This is a genomic window from Weissella paramesenteroides, assembly GCF_051903945.1.
Classification (GTDB): domain Bacteria; phylum Bacillota; class Bacilli; order Lactobacillales; family Lactobacillaceae; genus Weissella; species Weissella paramesenteroides_A.
The window spans coordinates 154,517-171,546 of the sequence record NZ_CP192268.1; the positions used below are offsets into that span (position 1 = coordinate 154,517).

General features: G+C 38.0%; 17 protein-coding genes, 1 tRNA gene, 1 rRNA gene and 1 other annotated feature. Of the genes, 16 read left to right on the forward strand and 3 right to left on the reverse strand.

The features are described 5' to 3' along the window. Positions 1 to 22: 22 nt before the first annotated feature. The 4 genes from ACQ4QH_RS00740 to ACQ4QH_RS00755 all read left to right on the forward strand — a co-directional run bounded on the left by ACQ4QH_RS00740 (position 23) and on the right by ACQ4QH_RS00755 (position 1,640). Entirely contained in the window at positions 23 to 967 is a 945-nt protein-coding gene (locus ACQ4QH_RS00740) for a Ppx/GppA family phosphatase (protein ID WP_439818912.1), read from the forward strand. A gap of 101 nt (positions 968 to 1,068) precedes the next feature. Continuing rightward, a 5S ribosomal RNA gene (gene rrf / locus ACQ4QH_RS00745) occupies positions 1,069 to 1,185 on the forward strand. A 5-nt stretch (positions 1,186 to 1,190) separates the two neighbouring features. Continuing rightward, positions 1,191 to 1,263, forward strand: a tRNA-Asn gene (locus ACQ4QH_RS00750). Between the two features lie 62 nt (positions 1,264 to 1,325). After that, positions 1,326 to 1,640, forward strand: a complete 315-nt coding sequence (locus ACQ4QH_RS00755; RefSeq protein ID WP_439818913.1) for a hypothetical protein — start codon at positions 1,326 to 1,328, stop codon at positions 1,638 to 1,640. A 112-nt stretch (positions 1,641 to 1,752) separates the two neighbouring features. On the opposite strand, the gene ACQ4QH_RS00760 is transcribed toward ACQ4QH_RS00755, so the two are convergent. Continuing rightward, positions 1,753 to 2,106: an iron-sulfur cluster biosynthesis family protein gene (locus ACQ4QH_RS00760; protein WP_002828866.1), complete on the reverse strand. Its 354-nt coding sequence runs from the start codon at positions 2,104 to 2,106 to the stop codon at positions 1,753 to 1,755. 74 nt (positions 2,107 to 2,180) lie between these two features. Here ACQ4QH_RS00760 and ACQ4QH_RS00765 point away from each other — a divergent pair, with 74 nt between their 5' ends. The 4 genes from ACQ4QH_RS00765 (at position 2,181) to ACQ4QH_RS00780 (ending at position 4,549) form a co-directional block, all read left to right on the forward strand. Further along, a complete protein-coding gene (locus ACQ4QH_RS00765) occupies positions 2,181 to 2,432 on the forward strand; it encodes a GlsB/YeaQ/YmgE family stress response membrane protein (protein WP_040761049.1) in 252 nt (83 codons plus the stop codon). A gap of 16 nt (positions 2,433 to 2,448) precedes the next feature. Continuing rightward, positions 2,449 to 3,111, forward strand: a complete 663-nt coding sequence (locus ACQ4QH_RS00770; RefSeq protein WP_439818914.1) for a hypothetical protein — start codon at positions 2,449 to 2,451, stop codon at positions 3,109 to 3,111. 83 nt (positions 3,112 to 3,194) lie between these two features. Then, the gene (locus ACQ4QH_RS00775; protein ID WP_096740512.1) at positions 3,195 to 3,680 is read left to right on the forward strand and encodes a transposase; all 486 of its coding nucleotides are present in this window, start codon (positions 3,195 to 3,197) and stop codon (positions 3,678 to 3,680) included. 8 nt (positions 3,681 to 3,688) lie between these two features. Then, positions 3,689 to 4,549 carry an IS3 family transposase gene (locus ACQ4QH_RS00780; protein WP_002829237.1) on the forward strand — a complete coding sequence of 287 codons (861 nt, stop codon included), beginning with the start codon at positions 3,689 to 3,691 and terminating at the stop codon, positions 4,547 to 4,549. A 74-nt stretch (positions 4,550 to 4,623) separates the two neighbouring features. Here ACQ4QH_RS00780 and ACQ4QH_RS00785 read toward each other — a convergent pair whose 3' ends face one another. Then, on the reverse strand, positions 4,624 to 5,466 hold the full coding sequence (locus ACQ4QH_RS00785; RefSeq protein WP_439818915.1) for a MurR/RpiR family transcriptional regulator: 843 nt from the start codon (positions 5,464 to 5,466) through the stop codon (positions 4,624 to 4,626). A gap of 152 nt (positions 5,467 to 5,618) precedes the next feature. Here ACQ4QH_RS00785 and gnd point away from each other — a divergent pair, with 152 nt between their 5' ends. From gnd to ACQ4QH_RS00825, 8 genes are all read left to right on the forward strand, one after another. Beyond that, positions 5,619 to 6,527, forward strand: coding sequence for a phosphogluconate dehydrogenase (NAD(+)-dependent, decarboxylating) (gene gnd, locus ACQ4QH_RS00790; RefSeq protein ID WP_140837312.1), 909 nt, complete (start codon positions 5,619 to 5,621; stop codon positions 6,525 to 6,527). Positions 6,528 to 6,723: 196 nt separating this feature from the next. After that, complete coding sequence (locus ACQ4QH_RS00795; protein ID WP_439818916.1) at positions 6,724 to 7,428, forward strand: FGGY family carbohydrate kinase; 705 nt, start codon at positions 6,724 to 6,726, stop codon at positions 7,426 to 7,428. Between the two features lie 615 nt (positions 7,429 to 8,043). Then, positions 8,044 to 9,303: a tyrosine--tRNA ligase gene (tyrS, locus tag ACQ4QH_RS00800; protein WP_439818917.1), complete on the forward strand. Its 1,260-nt coding sequence runs from the start codon at positions 8,044 to 8,046 to the stop codon at positions 9,301 to 9,303. Between the two features lie 267 nt (positions 9,304 to 9,570). After that, positions 9,571 to 9,802: a binding site (T-box leader), on the forward strand. A gap of 93 nt (positions 9,803 to 9,895) precedes the next feature. Next, positions 9,896 to 11,590 carry a peptide ABC transporter substrate-binding protein gene (locus ACQ4QH_RS00805; protein ID WP_439818918.1) on the forward strand — a complete coding sequence of 565 codons (1,695 nt, stop codon included), beginning with the start codon at positions 9,896 to 9,898 and terminating at the stop codon, positions 11,588 to 11,590. A 39-nt stretch (positions 11,591 to 11,629) separates the two neighbouring features. Continuing rightward, positions 11,630 to 12,571: an ABC transporter permease gene (locus tag ACQ4QH_RS00810; protein WP_439819490.1), complete on the forward strand. Its 942-nt coding sequence runs from the start codon at positions 11,630 to 11,632 to the stop codon at positions 12,569 to 12,571. 13 nt (positions 12,572 to 12,584) lie between these two features. Next, entirely contained in the window at positions 12,585 to 13,532 is a 948-nt protein-coding gene (locus ACQ4QH_RS00815; RefSeq protein WP_439818919.1) for an ABC transporter permease, read from the forward strand. A gap of 385 nt (positions 13,533 to 13,917) precedes the next feature. After that, on the forward strand, positions 13,918 to 14,973 hold the full coding sequence (locus tag ACQ4QH_RS00820) for an ABC transporter ATP-binding protein (RefSeq protein WP_439818920.1): 1,056 nt from the start codon (positions 13,918 to 13,920) through the stop codon (positions 14,971 to 14,973). After that, positions 14,966 to 15,847: an ATP-binding cassette domain-containing protein gene (locus tag ACQ4QH_RS00825; RefSeq protein ID WP_439818921.1), complete on the forward strand. Its 882-nt coding sequence runs from the start codon at positions 14,966 to 14,968 to the stop codon at positions 15,845 to 15,847. Before ACQ4QH_RS00820 ends, ACQ4QH_RS00825 begins: the two co-directional genes overlap by 8 nt. Before the next feature lie 129 nt (positions 15,848 to 15,976). Here the strand turns inward: ACQ4QH_RS00825 and ACQ4QH_RS00830 are convergent, their stop codons facing one another. Then, complete coding sequence (locus ACQ4QH_RS00830) at positions 15,977 to 16,915, reverse strand: VanZ family protein (RefSeq protein WP_439818922.1); 939 nt, start codon at positions 16,913 to 16,915, stop codon at positions 15,977 to 15,979. Positions 16,916 to 17,030: the final 115 nt, after the last annotated feature.

Consider the following 17,030-nt stretch of genomic DNA (forward strand, 5'->3'; position numbering starts at 1 on the left):
GATATAGTAGAAGGGGATTTTAATGGAAAATTTTGTAGTTATTGATTTGGGATCTAATTCAGTCAGAATGACAATTACCCGCATTAATGAAGATGGCACGCATGAAACAGTGACTCATATGAAAGAATTTGTGCGCTTATCTGAAGATATGGGTGAAGAAAAAATTCTAAAACCAGCGGCTATTGAACGAACAATGAAGGCACTACATTCATTTAAGGATGTCTACAAAAAATTAGATGATGTCCATATTCGTGCTGTAGCTACAGCAGCAGTACGACAGGCTTCAAATCAAAAGGACTTCTTAAAACAGGTAAAATCAGAGATTGGTATTGATCTGGAAGTTATTTCAGGTACACAAGAAGCTTATTATGACTACATTGGTGTCACAGAGACATTACCAATTACCAATGCTATTCTAATTGATACTGGTGGTGCAAGTATTGAAATTGTTTTAGTTCAAAACGGTAAAGTAGCAAATCTTATCAGCATTCCAATTGGATCTGTTACTATTTCTTCTGAATATGATCTTGGTAATCATATTTCTGCTTCAGAATTATTTAAGGCAGTCATTTCAATTAATGAAATCTTCCAAAATGTTTGGTGGTTAAAGAATGGTTTGAATTTGCCAATTATTGGACTGGGTGGTAGTAATCGAACACTTGCAAAGATTAACCGACGCCGGGATCATCTATTCAATATGGAGGATGTCCATGGTTATCAGATTAAAGATACACAGGTGAATAAAACATTTGAGGATATCATCAGTCTTGATTTCGATGGTCGAAAAAATGTACCAGGTATTAGTAAAGACCGTGCTGATATTATTGTTGGTGGCTTGATACCGGTCATACTCTTAATGAATTATTTGGATTCTGAAAAAATCACTTTTTCAACTAGTGGATTAAGAGTTGGTATTTTATATGAACGTTTGCATGATATTTTACGAGAAAGTGTGGCAAATAAATAAAGCACTTTTGATACACTCTGTTTTATACTAAAGTATTGACAAAGTCAGTATTTCAAGATATGATTACTAACTGTAAGTTACGTACTTACGGCATCATATCGTGTCGTGATGATGGCACTGAGGTCACACCTGTTCCCATACCGAACACAGCAGTTAAGCTCAGTAGCGCCAAAAGTAGTTGGAGGATCGCCTCCTGCGAGGATAGGACATCGCGATGCATCATTCCGAATTAGCTCAGTTGGTAGAGCACACGACTGTTAATCGTGCTGTCGTCGGTTCGAGCCCGACATTCGGAGTCTCAAAGTCATTCCATAGTGAATGGCTTTTTTTATACAATCATGTTGAGGGGGATGACAAGATGAAAATAACAATGGAAGAACAAGTTAAACAATTGGTTAATGCTTTACATGAGGCACAACAAGAAGCTGATAAGTGGCGGACGGGTGCAGAGATTTATGAAGCACAAGCGACTGAGTTACAGGAGACGATGCAGTTGATGGCTGAAGAAAATGAGCAATTACATCAGGTAGCAAAGCAACAAGGTCAGTCTACGTTACTAACACCAACACAGCAGCCGGAAATTGCTAAACAAGAACTGGCACGTCACCAAATTATTGAAGATGCTTTGATAAATAAAATACAGCAGCTGGAGTATGATTTGGCAAATAGATAAAAAGGGAGGGCGAGACAAAAGTCGTTTTGAAGGCATTTTTAGCAAAAAAAATTGGAACATTTGCTTTTGTCCCAACCTTTTAATTATGTTCTTTAATGCTACTTTATTTATGTTAACCCACTGGTTGTAAATTACGCAGTGTCACGTTAGGATCTAAAATACCAGATGGACCTGAAAGCTTATAACGAAGATAATGATCAACGTCTAAATTAAGTGCAGAGTCTAACTGTTCTGTTGTATAATCTTTGATGTAGACAGGACCTAAATCGCTATCAATGGTCATATTGAAATCGTCTGATAAATCACTGGCTTGGCAAAGAACCAAGTTGAATGCAACATCAAAGGTGCATGTGGCAGAATTTGAAAATGGACCAACACCATCGTCCAAATCAAGTGCGATGCGGGTATCTGTCGTTACCAAGGGTGAAATACGCTGTAGAGCAGTGTCAGAAAATGTTAAGTACATGATATTGTCCTCCCTGTTTCTGCTTATTGTAACACAGGTTGTGACGATAGTTTAGGATGAGAAAGGAGATAGCGATGTTTCATTTAATTTGGGTACTTATTGTTGGTGCGGTTATTGGTGCTATTGCAGGGGCTGTGACAAAACATGGTGGTTCCATGGGTTGGATTGCTAATATTGTTGCTGGTCTAGTTGGGTCATGGCTTGGTGAATTAGTACTGGGATCATGGGGGCCAAACGTTGCAGGCATGGCGCTTATCCCATCGATTATTGGTGCGGTTGTTGTCGTTATCCTAGTTTCTTGGCTACTTAGTCGAGCAGACAGGTGATAAAAAGAGGTATATTGTGGTTAAACAAGGACATTATGCAGGAGTAAGCACTAATAAAAAAAGTCGTCAGTTGAAACAGCGTGCGCAACGTCAAGTAAATGCTGAAATCGATCTTTCAGAAGTAGCTGATTTTTTGCAAGGTCGCTATGTATTAACGCAACATGCAACGTCTGCTTTAGTTGATGAAACGATGCAACGCTTTTTAGCGGAATGGGGTCAACAAATAGCTACTAGTATTGTTGATAGTGAGCTATGGGATATGGATAAGATAACGGTTCAGACACTAGCTCAAATTGCTAGTAAAGTACCTTGGCAATTTTATGCAATTATTGTGGGTCAGTGGCCAAAATTTTCTCATTTTATTATAAAAGAAGTGCCAGCATTGCCTACTAAAAATGTGGTTCGTCTGACAGACAAGGATGTGGATATTACCAGTGTCGTTAGTCAACAACTAGCTGTAAATTGGTACCTGAGTCGTTTCGCGGGAACTAGCCAATTAGCAACAGTTACCAATGCAAATATTCAAGACTTATCAAAGTCATTCATCAGTCATGGTGCACTCGATTGGCAGAATGTTGCTGTTGTTTATTCTACAACACCATTTACAGTTGACACTGACGATACTCAATTGAAGCAGTGGCTACAATCGCTAGTCGCATTATTACCAGAACAATTATAAATATCAGCAAAAAAGCCTTAACTCAACAAAAGTTTGAACTGAACCCCATGAGTTGGAGTAAATCTAACTCATGGGGTTTTCTTATGTTCTCGAAAGAAATTCAAATTGAAGCAGTATCGATGTATCTCAAAGGTGTTCCGCCCGTTGAAATACGGAGAAAATTCGGAATCAAAGCTCATTCGACTCTTGAAATCTGGGTGAAATCAATCAAACAGGATGGTATTTATGGAATCAAAGATTCCCACAGAAACAAGACAAGTTATCCGTATTCCTTTAAAATCAAGGTAATTAATTGGCGACTGAATCACAACGCGTCGTATCCCATAACGGCTAGAAAGTTTAGGATAACAAGTCCATCTTTAATTTGGCATTGGGAACGTGCGCTAGAGTCTGGTCGGCTAAAACCTGATAAACGAAGGCGGAAACGAACTATGAATAAGCAAGAACACGACAAGATCAAGAAGCTCGAAGAAGAGAATGAACTACTTCGAATTAAGGTAGCCTACTTGGAAAAACTCGAGGCCTTAGCTCAGGAAAAGAAGAAATTACAAACCAAGACAAAGCGGTAGTAATCACTGTGCTAAGGCAAGAGTTGAAGTGCAAGTTGAAGCTGCTTCTTCAAGTAGCCGAGATGTCTAGCAGTAGTTATCATGACGCGTGCAAGCGTGCGTACAAGGAGTATCCACGTGAGTTAATTGATGCGATTATATCAATTCGTGATGACAACCCGGACTACGGTTACCGTCGTGTCACACAAGAGCTTCGTAATCGTGGCTTCAACACCAACCATAAGGTTGTGCTGAAAATTATGAAGATGAACGGGCTTCTCTGTACTGCTTTCAACCGTCTGACACGGAAGTACAATTCTTACGCCGGCACTGTCGGACATATCTCACCGAATCGTGTAAACCGTCGGTTCACAACGGATCGACCATATCAGAAGGTTCTCACCGACGTCACTGAAGTCCGTTGGGGATCAGGCACGATGGCTGAACGTGCTTATTTCACCGCCTATATTGATGTTTATAGTGGTGAGATTCTCACTTGGAATATCGATCTTCATCCAACTGTCGAGTTCGTCACAAAGCCATTAGATGAGCTTCTACAAAATAGGCCAGAATTGAATTATCGAATGACAATTCACTCTGACCAAGGTTTCCAATATCAAAATTATGAGTATGTATCACGGCTAAAGACTAACCGTGTGTTCCAGAGCATGAGTCGCAAAGCGACATGCCTAGATAACGCAATGGCTGAGAGTATCTTCCACATCTTGAAGGTAGGAACGGTACATAACAACCATTATCAAAGTTATGACGAATTAAAGTCCGGCATAACTAACTATGTCTATTACTACAACAATAAGCGGATAAAAACAAAACTGGCCGGAAGAACTCCGGTTCAATACCGAAATCTTTCCGACCAGTTAGCCGCTTAAACGTCACTCCAATTTTTGGGGTTCAGTTCAGTTAGGGCTTTTTATATATAATATAAGTGTTTTATGAACAAAAGTTACTCACGACTATCTTCAATCGTTACGCGTATTTTATCTACAACAGCTTGCGTTTTATCTCCCAATTGCACACCAACCAGTGTGAATAAACTATCCATAATGGTTAATTGGGCAATTAGGGACGACATTGATTCACTACGAATATTAACTTCCTCTGCTGCACTAGCTAAAGTCAATGAGGCAAGTTTTGCTAATTCAGACTTGGGGTGTCCTGTAATCGCAATGATTTTAACGTTGTTTGCTTTTAACTGTCTAGCAAGGTTTAATGTTCCATGATTACGACCTGAATGAGAGATAACGATTGCCACGTCCTGTTCAGTCATGTGAACAGCTTGCATTAATTGCACATCATAGTCGGGATGCTGTTCAATGTGCAAGGGCGTCCTTAAAAATTTATGGTAGCCATTTAAAGCAACAATAGATGAGCCACCAATACCAAATAAACCGACGTGTTGTGCACTGATCAACCAGTCAGTTGCTAGTGACCAATCATCTGCTTTAATAAGGTTTACGGTTGCTTCAAGGGCGTTTTCTGCCCCGCTAAATACTTTTTGAACAATTTCATTTTGGTCATCAGTTTGGTCAATTTCACCGAAAAAACTATTTTCGGGAGCTGGTACGCTAGCCAAACTTAATGAAAATTCACGAAATGAACCAAAACCAACCCGTTTAACAAATCGGGAAACGGTTGCTGTTGATAGTCCAACGGCATTAGCCAGCTCTTGGATGGTTAATGAACGAATTTCGTTGGGGTTTTTTAAGATGAATGCAGCAATTTTATTGTCTGATCCAGTTAATTGGTCACGCATTGACCGTATTCGAGCAAATCCTGATTGTGCCATAATTTCTCCTTCGTTACCTTATTATGTCACAAAATTGCGCAAACTCAAATAGCTCATGAAAAGATTTTACAACAAAAAGCTTGCATTATGAAAAACTTTTGCATTATAATAATGGAGTAAAGAAAAAACCAAAGAAAAAAAGGGGTACAGACATGAAGTTCGCAATGATCGGCCTTGGTAAGATGGGCTTGAACTTGGTAAAAAATGCTGTTGATAATGGTCATGAGGTAGTTGCTTATGATTTGAGTGCAGATTCAGTAAAGGAAGCTGACTCATATTCAGACGCTGTTACTGGTGTTACTGACTTAGATGACATGTTGGCAGCTTTGCCATCACCAAAGGTTGTTTGGGTAATGGTTCCAGCTGGTAAGCCAACTAACTCAACAATCGATACATTGATCGAAAAGCTAGATGCTGGCGACATCATCATCGATGGTGGAAACTCAAACTACAAGGATAACTTGGAGCAAAACAAGCGTACTTCTGCTGCAGGTATCAAGTTCTTTGATGCGGGTACTTCAGGTGGTATGTCAGGTGCTCGTAACGGCGGAAACTTCATGATCGGTGGAGATGATGCTGAAGCATGGAAGACTATCGAGCCTTTGTTCGAAGCCATTGCTGAAAAAGACGGTTACCTATACACTGGTGAATTAGGTTCAGGTCACTACTTGAAGATGGTTCACAATGGTATTGAGTATGGTATGATGCAAGCTATTGCTGAAGGTTTCGAAGTTTTGGAAGCCTCACAATACGATTACGACTACGAAGCTGTTGCTAAGTTGTGGAACCACGGTTCAGTTATCCGTTCATGGTTGATGGAATTGGCTGAAGAGCAATTCTCAAAGGACCCTAAGCTAGACAAGATCTCAGGTGTTATGCACTCATCTGGTGAAGGTAAGTGGACGATTGAAGAATCATTGGACTTGCAAGTACCAGCACCTGTTATTGCTTTGTCATTGATGATGCGTTACCGTTCATTACAAGAAGACACATTTACTGGTAAGGTTGTGTCAGCATTACGTAACGGATTCGGTGGACATGCTATGGACGCTGCAAAGTAATTTTTACTTTGTCCGACCTATAAAATATTTTGATTGTGAAAGTAAGAAGTTGGAACAAAAGAAATTGTTCCAACTTTTTTTGCTAAAAATGTCTTAGTTATAAGCTGGTTAATTTTATAGAACAAACAACTTTTGTCTCACTCTCTTTTTTAGGCGCACTAGCGTATAATAATAGTATTAACCTAGAGGAGTTATCATGAAATATACACTAACAGTTGATGTATCTTTGTTATCAATTAAAACGACACTTATTGATGAAAATAATGCACGGCATCAAGTTGAATTGCCGGTATCAACGACAGATACAGAACGTGCAGCCATCACACCAGATAAAATTTTTAATCAGATGATTAGCGCAATTAAAAAAACTAATGAAGTATTGTTAGATAGTCCGACTTCTAAAATTGAGGAAATTATCCTTTCAGAAATTTCCATCGATGGGTTAATACCACTTGATAAGGATTTTGCATCATTAATGCCAGTAATCTATGGGAAAGATACACAAAAATATGTGGATGCGTTAACGATGAATGGGGTCACCGGCCAACTGCAACGTAAAATGGGGTTATCCTTATTAGACACGACACCATTAGTCTTGATTTTATGGCTGAAGAACGAGCAACCAGATGTATATGAACAGGCTGTACATTATATGAGTTTGCAAAGCTACATCATTTATCGTTTATTTGGTAAAAATATTACTTCGCGAGCATACGCTGCACGAACCGGCTTATATGATTTAGTTACCGATGAATGGGATGCCCAAGCACTAGCATTATCGGGATTAACTGTAGAAAATTTGCCTGCAGTAATCGACTTTTCAGATAAATCGTTTACTGTTTCAGATGAATTTGCGACACAAACAGGAATTAGCGTTCTTCCAACATTTCACCTTAAATAAAATATGCTATAATAATTACTGTTATCGGGGATGCAGTTGGCCAAGGGGTGATGTCCTAGGGCCGCCTTTATGGAAGGTGCAATGCCTTGCTGTCCGATAATGGTTTTGTTGAGGTTGTGAAGGAGCCTCAACAAGGCGGAAGGAGTTCTAAGACGGGATTCTTAGAACAAAAGGGAATTGTTAATGGGGTGGTGCCCGTTAACATGATATGGTGAAAACGCATAAGCGGTACGTGGTGGTCCGCTTATGCACAAAGGGGCCCGCGCTCATTTAGTGAGAGAGGCCTCTTTTTTTTGCTTTTAAAAATGGTCAATCCCAGAAAAATTATGCTATAATCATTCTATCGTGTATGACATTCAGTAGAAAAGTTGGTGGACATTCAGAGAATTAGTGGATGCTGTGAACTAATCAAACCAATTAACGAATTACAGTCAGTACAATGCATGAGCGAGGGCCTCACGTTACGAGGATATAAGTGGTCACATAGGAGTGGCAATTTAGGTGGTACCGCGTTTAACAGCGCCCTAAGCAGGATTAAATTCTTGGTTAGGGCGCTTTTTGATTTAATCCATTATTTTTAACGATACATACATAAACAAATTGGAGGAATAGCAAATGGCAGCAGATATTTTAAATGAATTAGCTTGGCGTGGTGCAATTAACCAAGTTACTGACGAAGATGGGTTACGTCAATTAATCAGTCAGGAGTCAATTGGTCTTTATGTGGGGATTGATCCAACTGGTGATTCAATGCATATTGGACACTTGATTCCCTTTATGATTCTAAAGAGATTTCAATTAGTTGGTCACAAACCGGTCATTGTTGTCGGTGGTGGAACTGGTTCAATTGGTGATCCTTCAGGAAAGAAATCAGAGCGTAAATTATTGTCGCAAGAAGATGTGGCAGCTAACGTTGAAAAAATTCGCGCACAAATGGTTAAACTATTTGGTGAAAATGAATTTACAATTGTTAATAACTACGATTGGTTAGGCAAAATGTCATTGCTGGGGATGCTTCGTGATTACGGTAAACTATTTTCTGTGAATACAATGTTGGCAAAGGATGTTGTGGCTTCACGACTAGAGGCAGGTATTTCATTTACAGAATTTACTTACCAGATTTTGCAAGCGATTGACTTTTTCGAGTTATACAAGCGTGAACATGTACGCCTACAAATTGGTGGTTCAGACCAGTGGGGAAACATTACTAACGGGGTTGACTTGATTCACAAGCTTGTTGATAGTGAGGCACCTGCGTTTGGCTTAACGGTTCCATTATTGTTAAAGGCTGATGGTACCAAGTTTGGTAAGACTGAAGGTGGTTCAGTATGGTTAGATCCTGAAAAGACCACACCGTTTGAGTTTTACCAGTTCTGGCTAAATACAGCTGATGCTGACGTTGAAAAGATGTTAAAGTACTTTACCTTCTTATCACAGGATGAAATTAACGACTTAGTAGCCGAATTATCAGAAAACGCTGCTGCCCGTCATGCACAACGTCGTTTGGCTCAGGAAGTAACCACATTTGTACATGGTGAAGAAGCAATGCATACTGCAGAAATTATGACAAACGTTTTGTTTGGTAATGCTGATGTGGCATCTTTGTCAACAGATGAAGTTGCTGTCTTGGCAGGAAATGTGCCAACGTTTGAGATTGAAAATGATAAAATCGGCTTGTTAGACTTAGTGGTCGCAGCCGGCTTAGAGAAATCAAAGACAGCTGCCCGTCGCTCGGTTAAGGATGGTGCAGTTCGTGTTAATGGTGTACAAATCAAAGATGAAGATGCAGTTATTGATCCTGCTGATAAGTATGATGGTAAATATGTGATTGTTAAGCGTGGTAAGAAGAAGTGGTCTGTTGCTGTTGTGAAGTAGTTTGCTGACGCTTGTTTGTTTATAGAAAGTTAATGTGTAAAAAATTAATCTTAATTAGTTGAGGTTGTCTGTAATCCCTCTGGAATGGTGTTTTTACCACTTCAGAGGGATTTATTTTTGTGATAAATGTAAATAACATTAAAAATAAATTTGATTTTTCTAATAAAGAATATATAATACCAATTAAGGTATTTTTAATGTCGCTATTAATTCAATGGTTGTATATATTTTGGTTTTAATTATATCCTTTATGTTATGAATTTAAATGAAATTGCAAAAATCGAGAAGAGTAACTGTGATTAAGGTGTACAGAGAAGCTTGTTTGGTGAAAAAAGCTAACCTGAGGCATAGTGAAGATGAACTCGTAGTAATAAGTGCGTGCAAGCGACACTTACGGTAGGATCCGTTATTATCCGATGTTAAGACTGATTAGTCTGAACTTTTGAGGTGATCTTTGGATCATAAATAAAGGTGGTACCACGAAATTTTCGTCCTTACTCATATTGAGTAAGGATTTTTTTATTGTCGTATACGTCGTTAAAAATACCGTGATTATACGTGGCAATACATATGATGAGGAGGGGAAATTAAGATGAGAATTAATCATAATGTGAAAAATTTATTACTAGTTACTGCAATTATATTTCCAACGGTAGAGTTTATAGGTGGTGGTGTGCAGAATGTCAGTGCTGATTCAGCTAAAAAAACACTAAATTTAGTTGAAAAATCAGACCCAACAACAGTCGACGTCAATGACGTTCGTAATGCCAATGAATTTGATATCTTAAACGCTACGCAAGAAGGCCTTTTTCGTATTAATTCAAAGAATGGTAAGGATAAACTTGAATTGGCAGGGGCTAAGTCATATGAAATTTCTAAGGATGGGCTGACGTATACGTTCCATTTACGCAATTCTAAGTGGTCGGATGGTAAATCTGTAGTTGCTCAAAATTATGTTGACTCAGCTTTACGAGAGTTGAATCCAAAAAATGGGTTTGCCTATGCCACGCTTGGGTATGATATTAAAAATGCCGAGGCATACAATACGGGGAAAGAACCGGCTTCATCAGTAGGTGTTTCTGCACCCGACAAGAAAACATTTAAGATTACACTAGCTCATCCAACTGAAAATTTTTTGAAAAAGTATTCTAATGTCGCCTTTTATCCGGTTCGCTTAGATTTGATTAATAAGCAAGGAAATAAAAAATGGAAAACGGATTGGAAAGATCAAGTATCTAATGGTGCATTCAAAATTACGCAGTGGAAGACTGACGATAAGATTGTACTAACTAAAAATAAAAAGTTTTGGAATAACAAGCAGGTTAAGCTTAATAAGGTTAAGTATATTACGACTGCAAAGTCATCAACAGTTTCCTCACTACTACAGTCAGGTCAGCTGGATTCAGTTGTTGCTTCTGGTACCGATGCTCTAAATTATAAAAAAGCAGCAAAGAGTGGCAAAGTGAATGTCAAAAGTCAGCTGGGATCTGGAACCAACTTATTAGTATTTAATCAAAAAACAGGTGGTACGCAAGGCTTGTTGAAAAATGCTAAGATTCGTGAAGCAATCAGTCTGGCAATTAATCGCACAAAATATAATAAGGTGTTAAGTGATGGTCAAGAGCAACCAGCAAAAGGATATATTCCTGGAAGTGTGACTGTCGGCACGACAAATTATCGTAAGTCAGCTGGTAATATTTTGGCACAGCCTGAAAAAGAATATAACTCATCAACTAAATTGAAGAAGCTATTCCAAGCAGGGTTAAAAGAGTTAGGAAAGTCAACTGATTTGAGTAAAGTAAAATTAGTATTTTTGACGACAAACGATAGTAGTGAGGATGCTGATTTAATATCTTATTTAAAGCAAGAATTTAAAGATGAATTAGGCATTACAGTGAAAGCAAGTTCACAATCGGATACTGCTTCGTTTGTTTCTAAGCGAGATAAAGGAAATTATGACCTACTCTCAAATGGTTGGTATGGTGATTACAATGATCCGGAAACATTCTTATCACTCTGGTCATCTAATAATGGCTTCCAGCGTTTCTTTGGAGGTTATAAGAGTGATGAATACGATAAGTTGTTTGCGACATTGCAGAACACCAAAGATGCCAAGCAACGTCTTCAAATTTATGAACAATTAGAAAAGATTTTGGTATCTAAAGATTTTGGTGTCGCACCCACTACCGTACCTAAAACAAAGGTGTTTGTCTCTTCATCTGTGAAGGGATTGCAGACGCCTGTATTTGGTCCAACATATAACTATGTATATGCATATAAGAAATAATTATTATATCGGGAGAGGGGAAGTAGAATCTTGTTGAGAATGATTGCAAAGCGCGCAGTAGAATTACTAATTTCTCTTTTTCTGATTGCAACTGCAACGTTTTTTTTACTAGCTGCTATACCGGGTGATGCATTATCAGCGCAAACTGATCGTTTACCAGAAGAAGCACGTGCCCAAGTATACAAAAATTCTGGCCTAGATAAGCCGGTATTAGAACGCTATGTTATAACGGTTAACAATATGCTACATGGTGAATTTGGTGAATCAATCGTGACACCAGGTGAAACTTTATCGGGTGCTTTAAAAGAAAAGTTGCCAGCCTCTGCGCGGTTGGGGTTGCAACAAATGATCATAGGAATTCCTTTAGGACTACTTTTAGGAATCCTAGCCGCAGTATATAAAAATACCTGGATTGATCGTTCAGTAACTGTTGTTAGTCTTTTGTTAATATCGGTTCCTAGCCTGGTATTGGGATTGTTACTACAAAGTTTTTTCGGTGGCAAATTGGGGCTTTTTCCAATCATTGGATGGCCAGAAGGCTCTCAAATGTGGTTAGGCGGCTGGTCGTATACAATATTGCCAACTATCGCTGGAGGCATGAGCTATATCGCGGCATACGCCCGTCTTTTGAAGAACTCTATGTTAGATGTTCTAAGTAGTAATTATATTCAGACCGCTTATGCTAAGGGAATTTCAGGTAGGAAGGTCATTATGCATCATGTGGTTCGCAATGCATTTATTCCTTTGATTACATCATTACCGGTAACGATTGCTTTTGGTATTACTGGTTCGGTTTTTATTGAGAGTATTTTTGTGATTCCTGGTATTGGGCAGTTTTTCGTCCAGGCATTAACAAATCGGGATGTTCCCATTATTTTAGGTGAAACAGTCTTCTTAGCCACGATTTATATTGTGTCCTTATTTGTAACGGATGTTTTTTATACGTTAGTTGATCCACGTATAAAATTACTTGATGAATAGAGGGGATGAATCAATGAGCCAAGATATTAATGCAACAGTAGAAACAGAATTTCGATTTGTCACTGTTGCACAAAGAAAAGTTCTTTCCCAAGAGGAGTCTGAAAATAATGCAAAGACTAGTGTTAGTTTTAGTAGGCAGTTTGCAAAAAAATTTTTTAGTGAACGTATCAGTACGATTTGGCTAATCATTTTGTGTTTGATAGTTTTGATTGCAATTTTTGGAGGAGCAGTTTACGGGTATGATCCAAATAGAATCAATTCAGAATTACAAAATCAAGCGCCGAGTTTGTCACACTTGTTTGGGACTGATCGTTTAGGGAGGGATATTTTTGTTCGTGCTTCTGCGGGGGTAAGAGTTTCATTGATGGTGGCAATTATAAGTACTGCACTATCAATAGTTTTTGGTACTATTTATGGTGTTACCATGGCTTTTATTGGTGGAAAAACTGATGCCATCATGTTACGAATTATTGAAATTTTCAATTCAATTCCAAGCCTTTTGATCACTATGATTTTAATGGCAATTTTGGGAAATGGTGAGATCACTATGTTATTTGCCCTTGCTGTCACTTCGTGGGCAGGAGCAGCTAGACAAACTCGTGGATTAGTTAAACAGTTGAAAAATTTGGATTATGTGACGGCAGCTAAGATGCTAAATACGCCTTTATGGAAAATTACTTTAAAACATTTTGTTCCAAATATGATGAGCATTTTAATTTTAGATATCGGACGAAGTATTCCAGATAATATTTTTGCTGAAGCTAGTTTAAGTTTCTTAGGGTTAGGATTACAACCCCCAAATACTAGTCTAGGTATTTTGATTTCAGTCGGACAAGAGCAGATGTTGCAACATCCTTATCAATTATATATTCCAATTGTTATTTTGGTTTTGCTTGTATTAGCTTTTAATATTGTTGGTGATGGTATTCGTGATGCGCTTGATCCACGTTATAGTGTTTAGAAAGGAGCTTGATTTTAGTTGCTTGAAGAAAACAAAAAAGTGAAGACGATGGGGATTTTTATAAGCTCTCTTATTTTGGGGAGTTTAATTGCAGTATTTATGAGTCTAAAAATCTATCATCACATTTCATACATTTATTTAATTTGGACAATGAATAGCATCTTTTCCGTAACGTTTGGACTATTATTGCTGATTTTAGCAATATATTTGCTTACTAACACTAGTGACAAAAAACCAATTTTTAAAAGTGGTCAGCGAATTAAGCGATTGCTACATCGTAGTGGATCGACTTTCATGTTTAATCTTCTTAGACTTGTGGGGTTAAACCTTTGTCTGCTAATGGTACTAGAATTTTTAAATCGTTTATTAGCGGAGGGGTAAAATTTTGAATGAAAAAGTAGTTACTGTCAAAAATTTGCAAGTTACACTGGATGTTGCTGGGCAACCTCTTTACGCAACTCGTGGCATTGATTTTGACTTGTATCAAGGAGAAACATTAGCTATTGTTGGTGAATCAGGTTCTGGTAAATCAATCGCAATGCACACCTTAATGGGTTTGTTACCTGCGAAGAGTCAAGTCAGCGCAGATTGTTTACAGGTATTTGATCGAGATATTTTGAGTTTATCTAAAAAAGAGTTACAGCAAGTTAGAGGCAGACAAATTGGATTGATATCTCAAGATGCTCTAAGTGCTTTAAACCCGACAATGCGAGTGGGAAACCAAATTTTGGAAGCAGCAATTGCCCATCAACATATCAATAAAAGTGACGCAAAGAAGAAAGTCTATGAGCAGCTATCTGCTGTTGGGATTGCAGAGCCAAAAATTGCCTATCGTAAGTATCCACATGAATTTTCAGGAGGACAACTGCAAAGAATAGTGATTGCAATGGCATTGATTTCACGGCCTGATATATTGATTGCTGATGAACCAACAACTGCATTGGATGTCACGACACAAGCAAATATTTTAAAACTCTTAAGACAACAGCAAAAAGAGTTGAACCTATCCGTTATTTTTATTACACATAATCTGGCCGTTGCGGCAAACTTAGCCGATCGGGTAGCAGTTATGTATGCTGGAAAAATTATAGAGATTGGTAAAACTCGAGAAATTTTTTATAACCCGCAACATCCTTACACTTGGGGGTTGTTGGAAGCAGTACCTGAAAATAAAGTGGGAAACGATCAATTATTTACTTTACCTGGAAATCCACCAGATTTACGTTTTCCCCCAAAAGGGGATGCATTTGCTGCACGTAATCCGTATGCACTAGCCATTGACTTTAATCAAGAACCTACTTTTTTTAAAATTAGTTCAACTCACTTTGCTAAAACGTGGTTATTGGATGATCGTTCACCAGCATATGAGCCACCAGTAGAAATCAAAGAACGTTGGCAGCAATTCGAACAAATGACTGAGGGGAGAAAGTTTTATGACTGACGATACAGTATTTGACGTTCAGCATTTGACGGTAACATTTGGTAAAAAGAAAAACGCACGGGATGCTGTTAAAGATATTTCATTTACCCTTAAACAGGGTGAGATTTTAGGACTTGTTGGTGAATCAGGTAGTGGCAAGACAACAACGACTCGTGTTTTAACACGTTTATTATCACCAACGAGTGGAGAAGTTAAGTATAAGGGAATGGATGTGACACGTTTTAATGCAAAACAACGTGAGGAATTTCGACGGCAAGTTCAAATGGTTTTTCAAAACCCTTTTGATTCTTTAAATCCGCGACTTCGAATTGGTGAGATTATTGCTGAAGGAATTGATAATTTTAAACTTGCTAATAATAAAGCTGATCGTGAAAAACAAGTTATTGATTTGTTGCAGGCAGTTGGTTTGCCGAAAAATGCTATCGATCGATATCCGCATGAATTTTCAGGTGGTCAACGGCAGAGAATCGGTATTGCCCGGGCTTTAGCGGTTCAGCCTAGTATTCTATGTTTGGATGAACCAGTATCAGCTTTGGATGTTTCAGTTCAAGCGCAAATAATTAATTTGCTCAAATCATTACGTGTTAAACGTGATTTGACTTTCTTGTTTATTGCCCATGATTTATCGGTTGTGAATTATATTAGTGACCGAATTTTGGTGATGTTTCAAGGAAGAATAGTTGAAAGTGGTCCGACAATGGCAGTTTATCAAAATCCGTTACATCCATATACGCAGTCTTTGTTGTCTGCAGTTCCAACAACCAAACTTGATTCACCAATTACTTATGAACCATATCAAGGACAACGGTTAGGCTTACAAGGTGATTTTGTTGAAAAAGAACCGCAGCATTGGGTTTTGGAAAATGATATTTAGACTATCATAAAGAAGCAATTGTTCGAATAAAAAATTAAGTAAACACAAAGCGGGTGAGACATTATTTCTGTCTCACCCGCTTTATTCATATTCTAAATTAATTTTGGTGCCACGCTTGGGTTTTCATTATTAAATAATTCGTCCTAGCATGGTCATCCATGTTGGTAGTATAAAGTTAATACAGCTAATCAATGATAAATTACGTAGGATTATTCGCCAATTTTTTGGTTGCACTGTTTCAACTGTCGTTTTAATGAGTCGCTGGCCAATCGTACTTGATGTTAATGCAGGTATCATTCCCCATATCAGTAAATTGGCGAAAAAATTAATGGTTGCTAAGTGATTTGGGAAAATACTATGTAGCAAGATGCAAATAAGGACGTTCAATATGATATTGAGTGTAAAAGATAGTACCTGATGAACAAAGGTCATACGATCTTTGTTACTGATAACTAAACGTTCCATTCGCTCACGGGAAGGAATTAATTTATCAAGTATTGGTACAAAGATCCAACCGAGCATACCACCTAGGGTGTTTAAAATTAAATCATCAACATCGAATAAGCGATATGGACGAGCATAGATATGATATAAGCCAGTTAGTTGAGTTATTTCAAAGAAAGAGGTTAGCAAGATAGTGAGCAGTAATGTGGTTTTAAATGATTTTTTGTAGTAAAAGCGTAGATAAATACCAAATGGAACGGTTAGAAAAATATTGAGAACAACTTGACTAACAGTAGCATCACGCAGACCGGCAACTAAACTACCGCCATGCATGATCGGATTACTTGAAATAAATGACTTAATTATCTTTAGTGGGTCAAGATTCATGGTTGGGTAGTTAATAGCGATTAAATGTTGGATATATCGTTCAGAAGGTAACGGTAGGTTAACGACGAAAAAAGCGCTTGTTAAGTAGAAAATAAAGCTAAATGTCATAATAGTATGCCAAATCGTCACACGCTCATATCTACGATATTGATAAAACATAAATGGTAGATATAATATTAGGCAGATAATTGGGAAAACGATAATGGCATCTAAAATTGGTTGTTCAAACACGCTCATAAGCAGGGACCTCCTTGTTCAATTTTTTAAGTAATGATTGGTGAGTTATTTTAGTCGCTAAACTTAAAAAATAAATTAAGAAAGTTGATTATGTCAGTGTATGCAGCATTTTTTA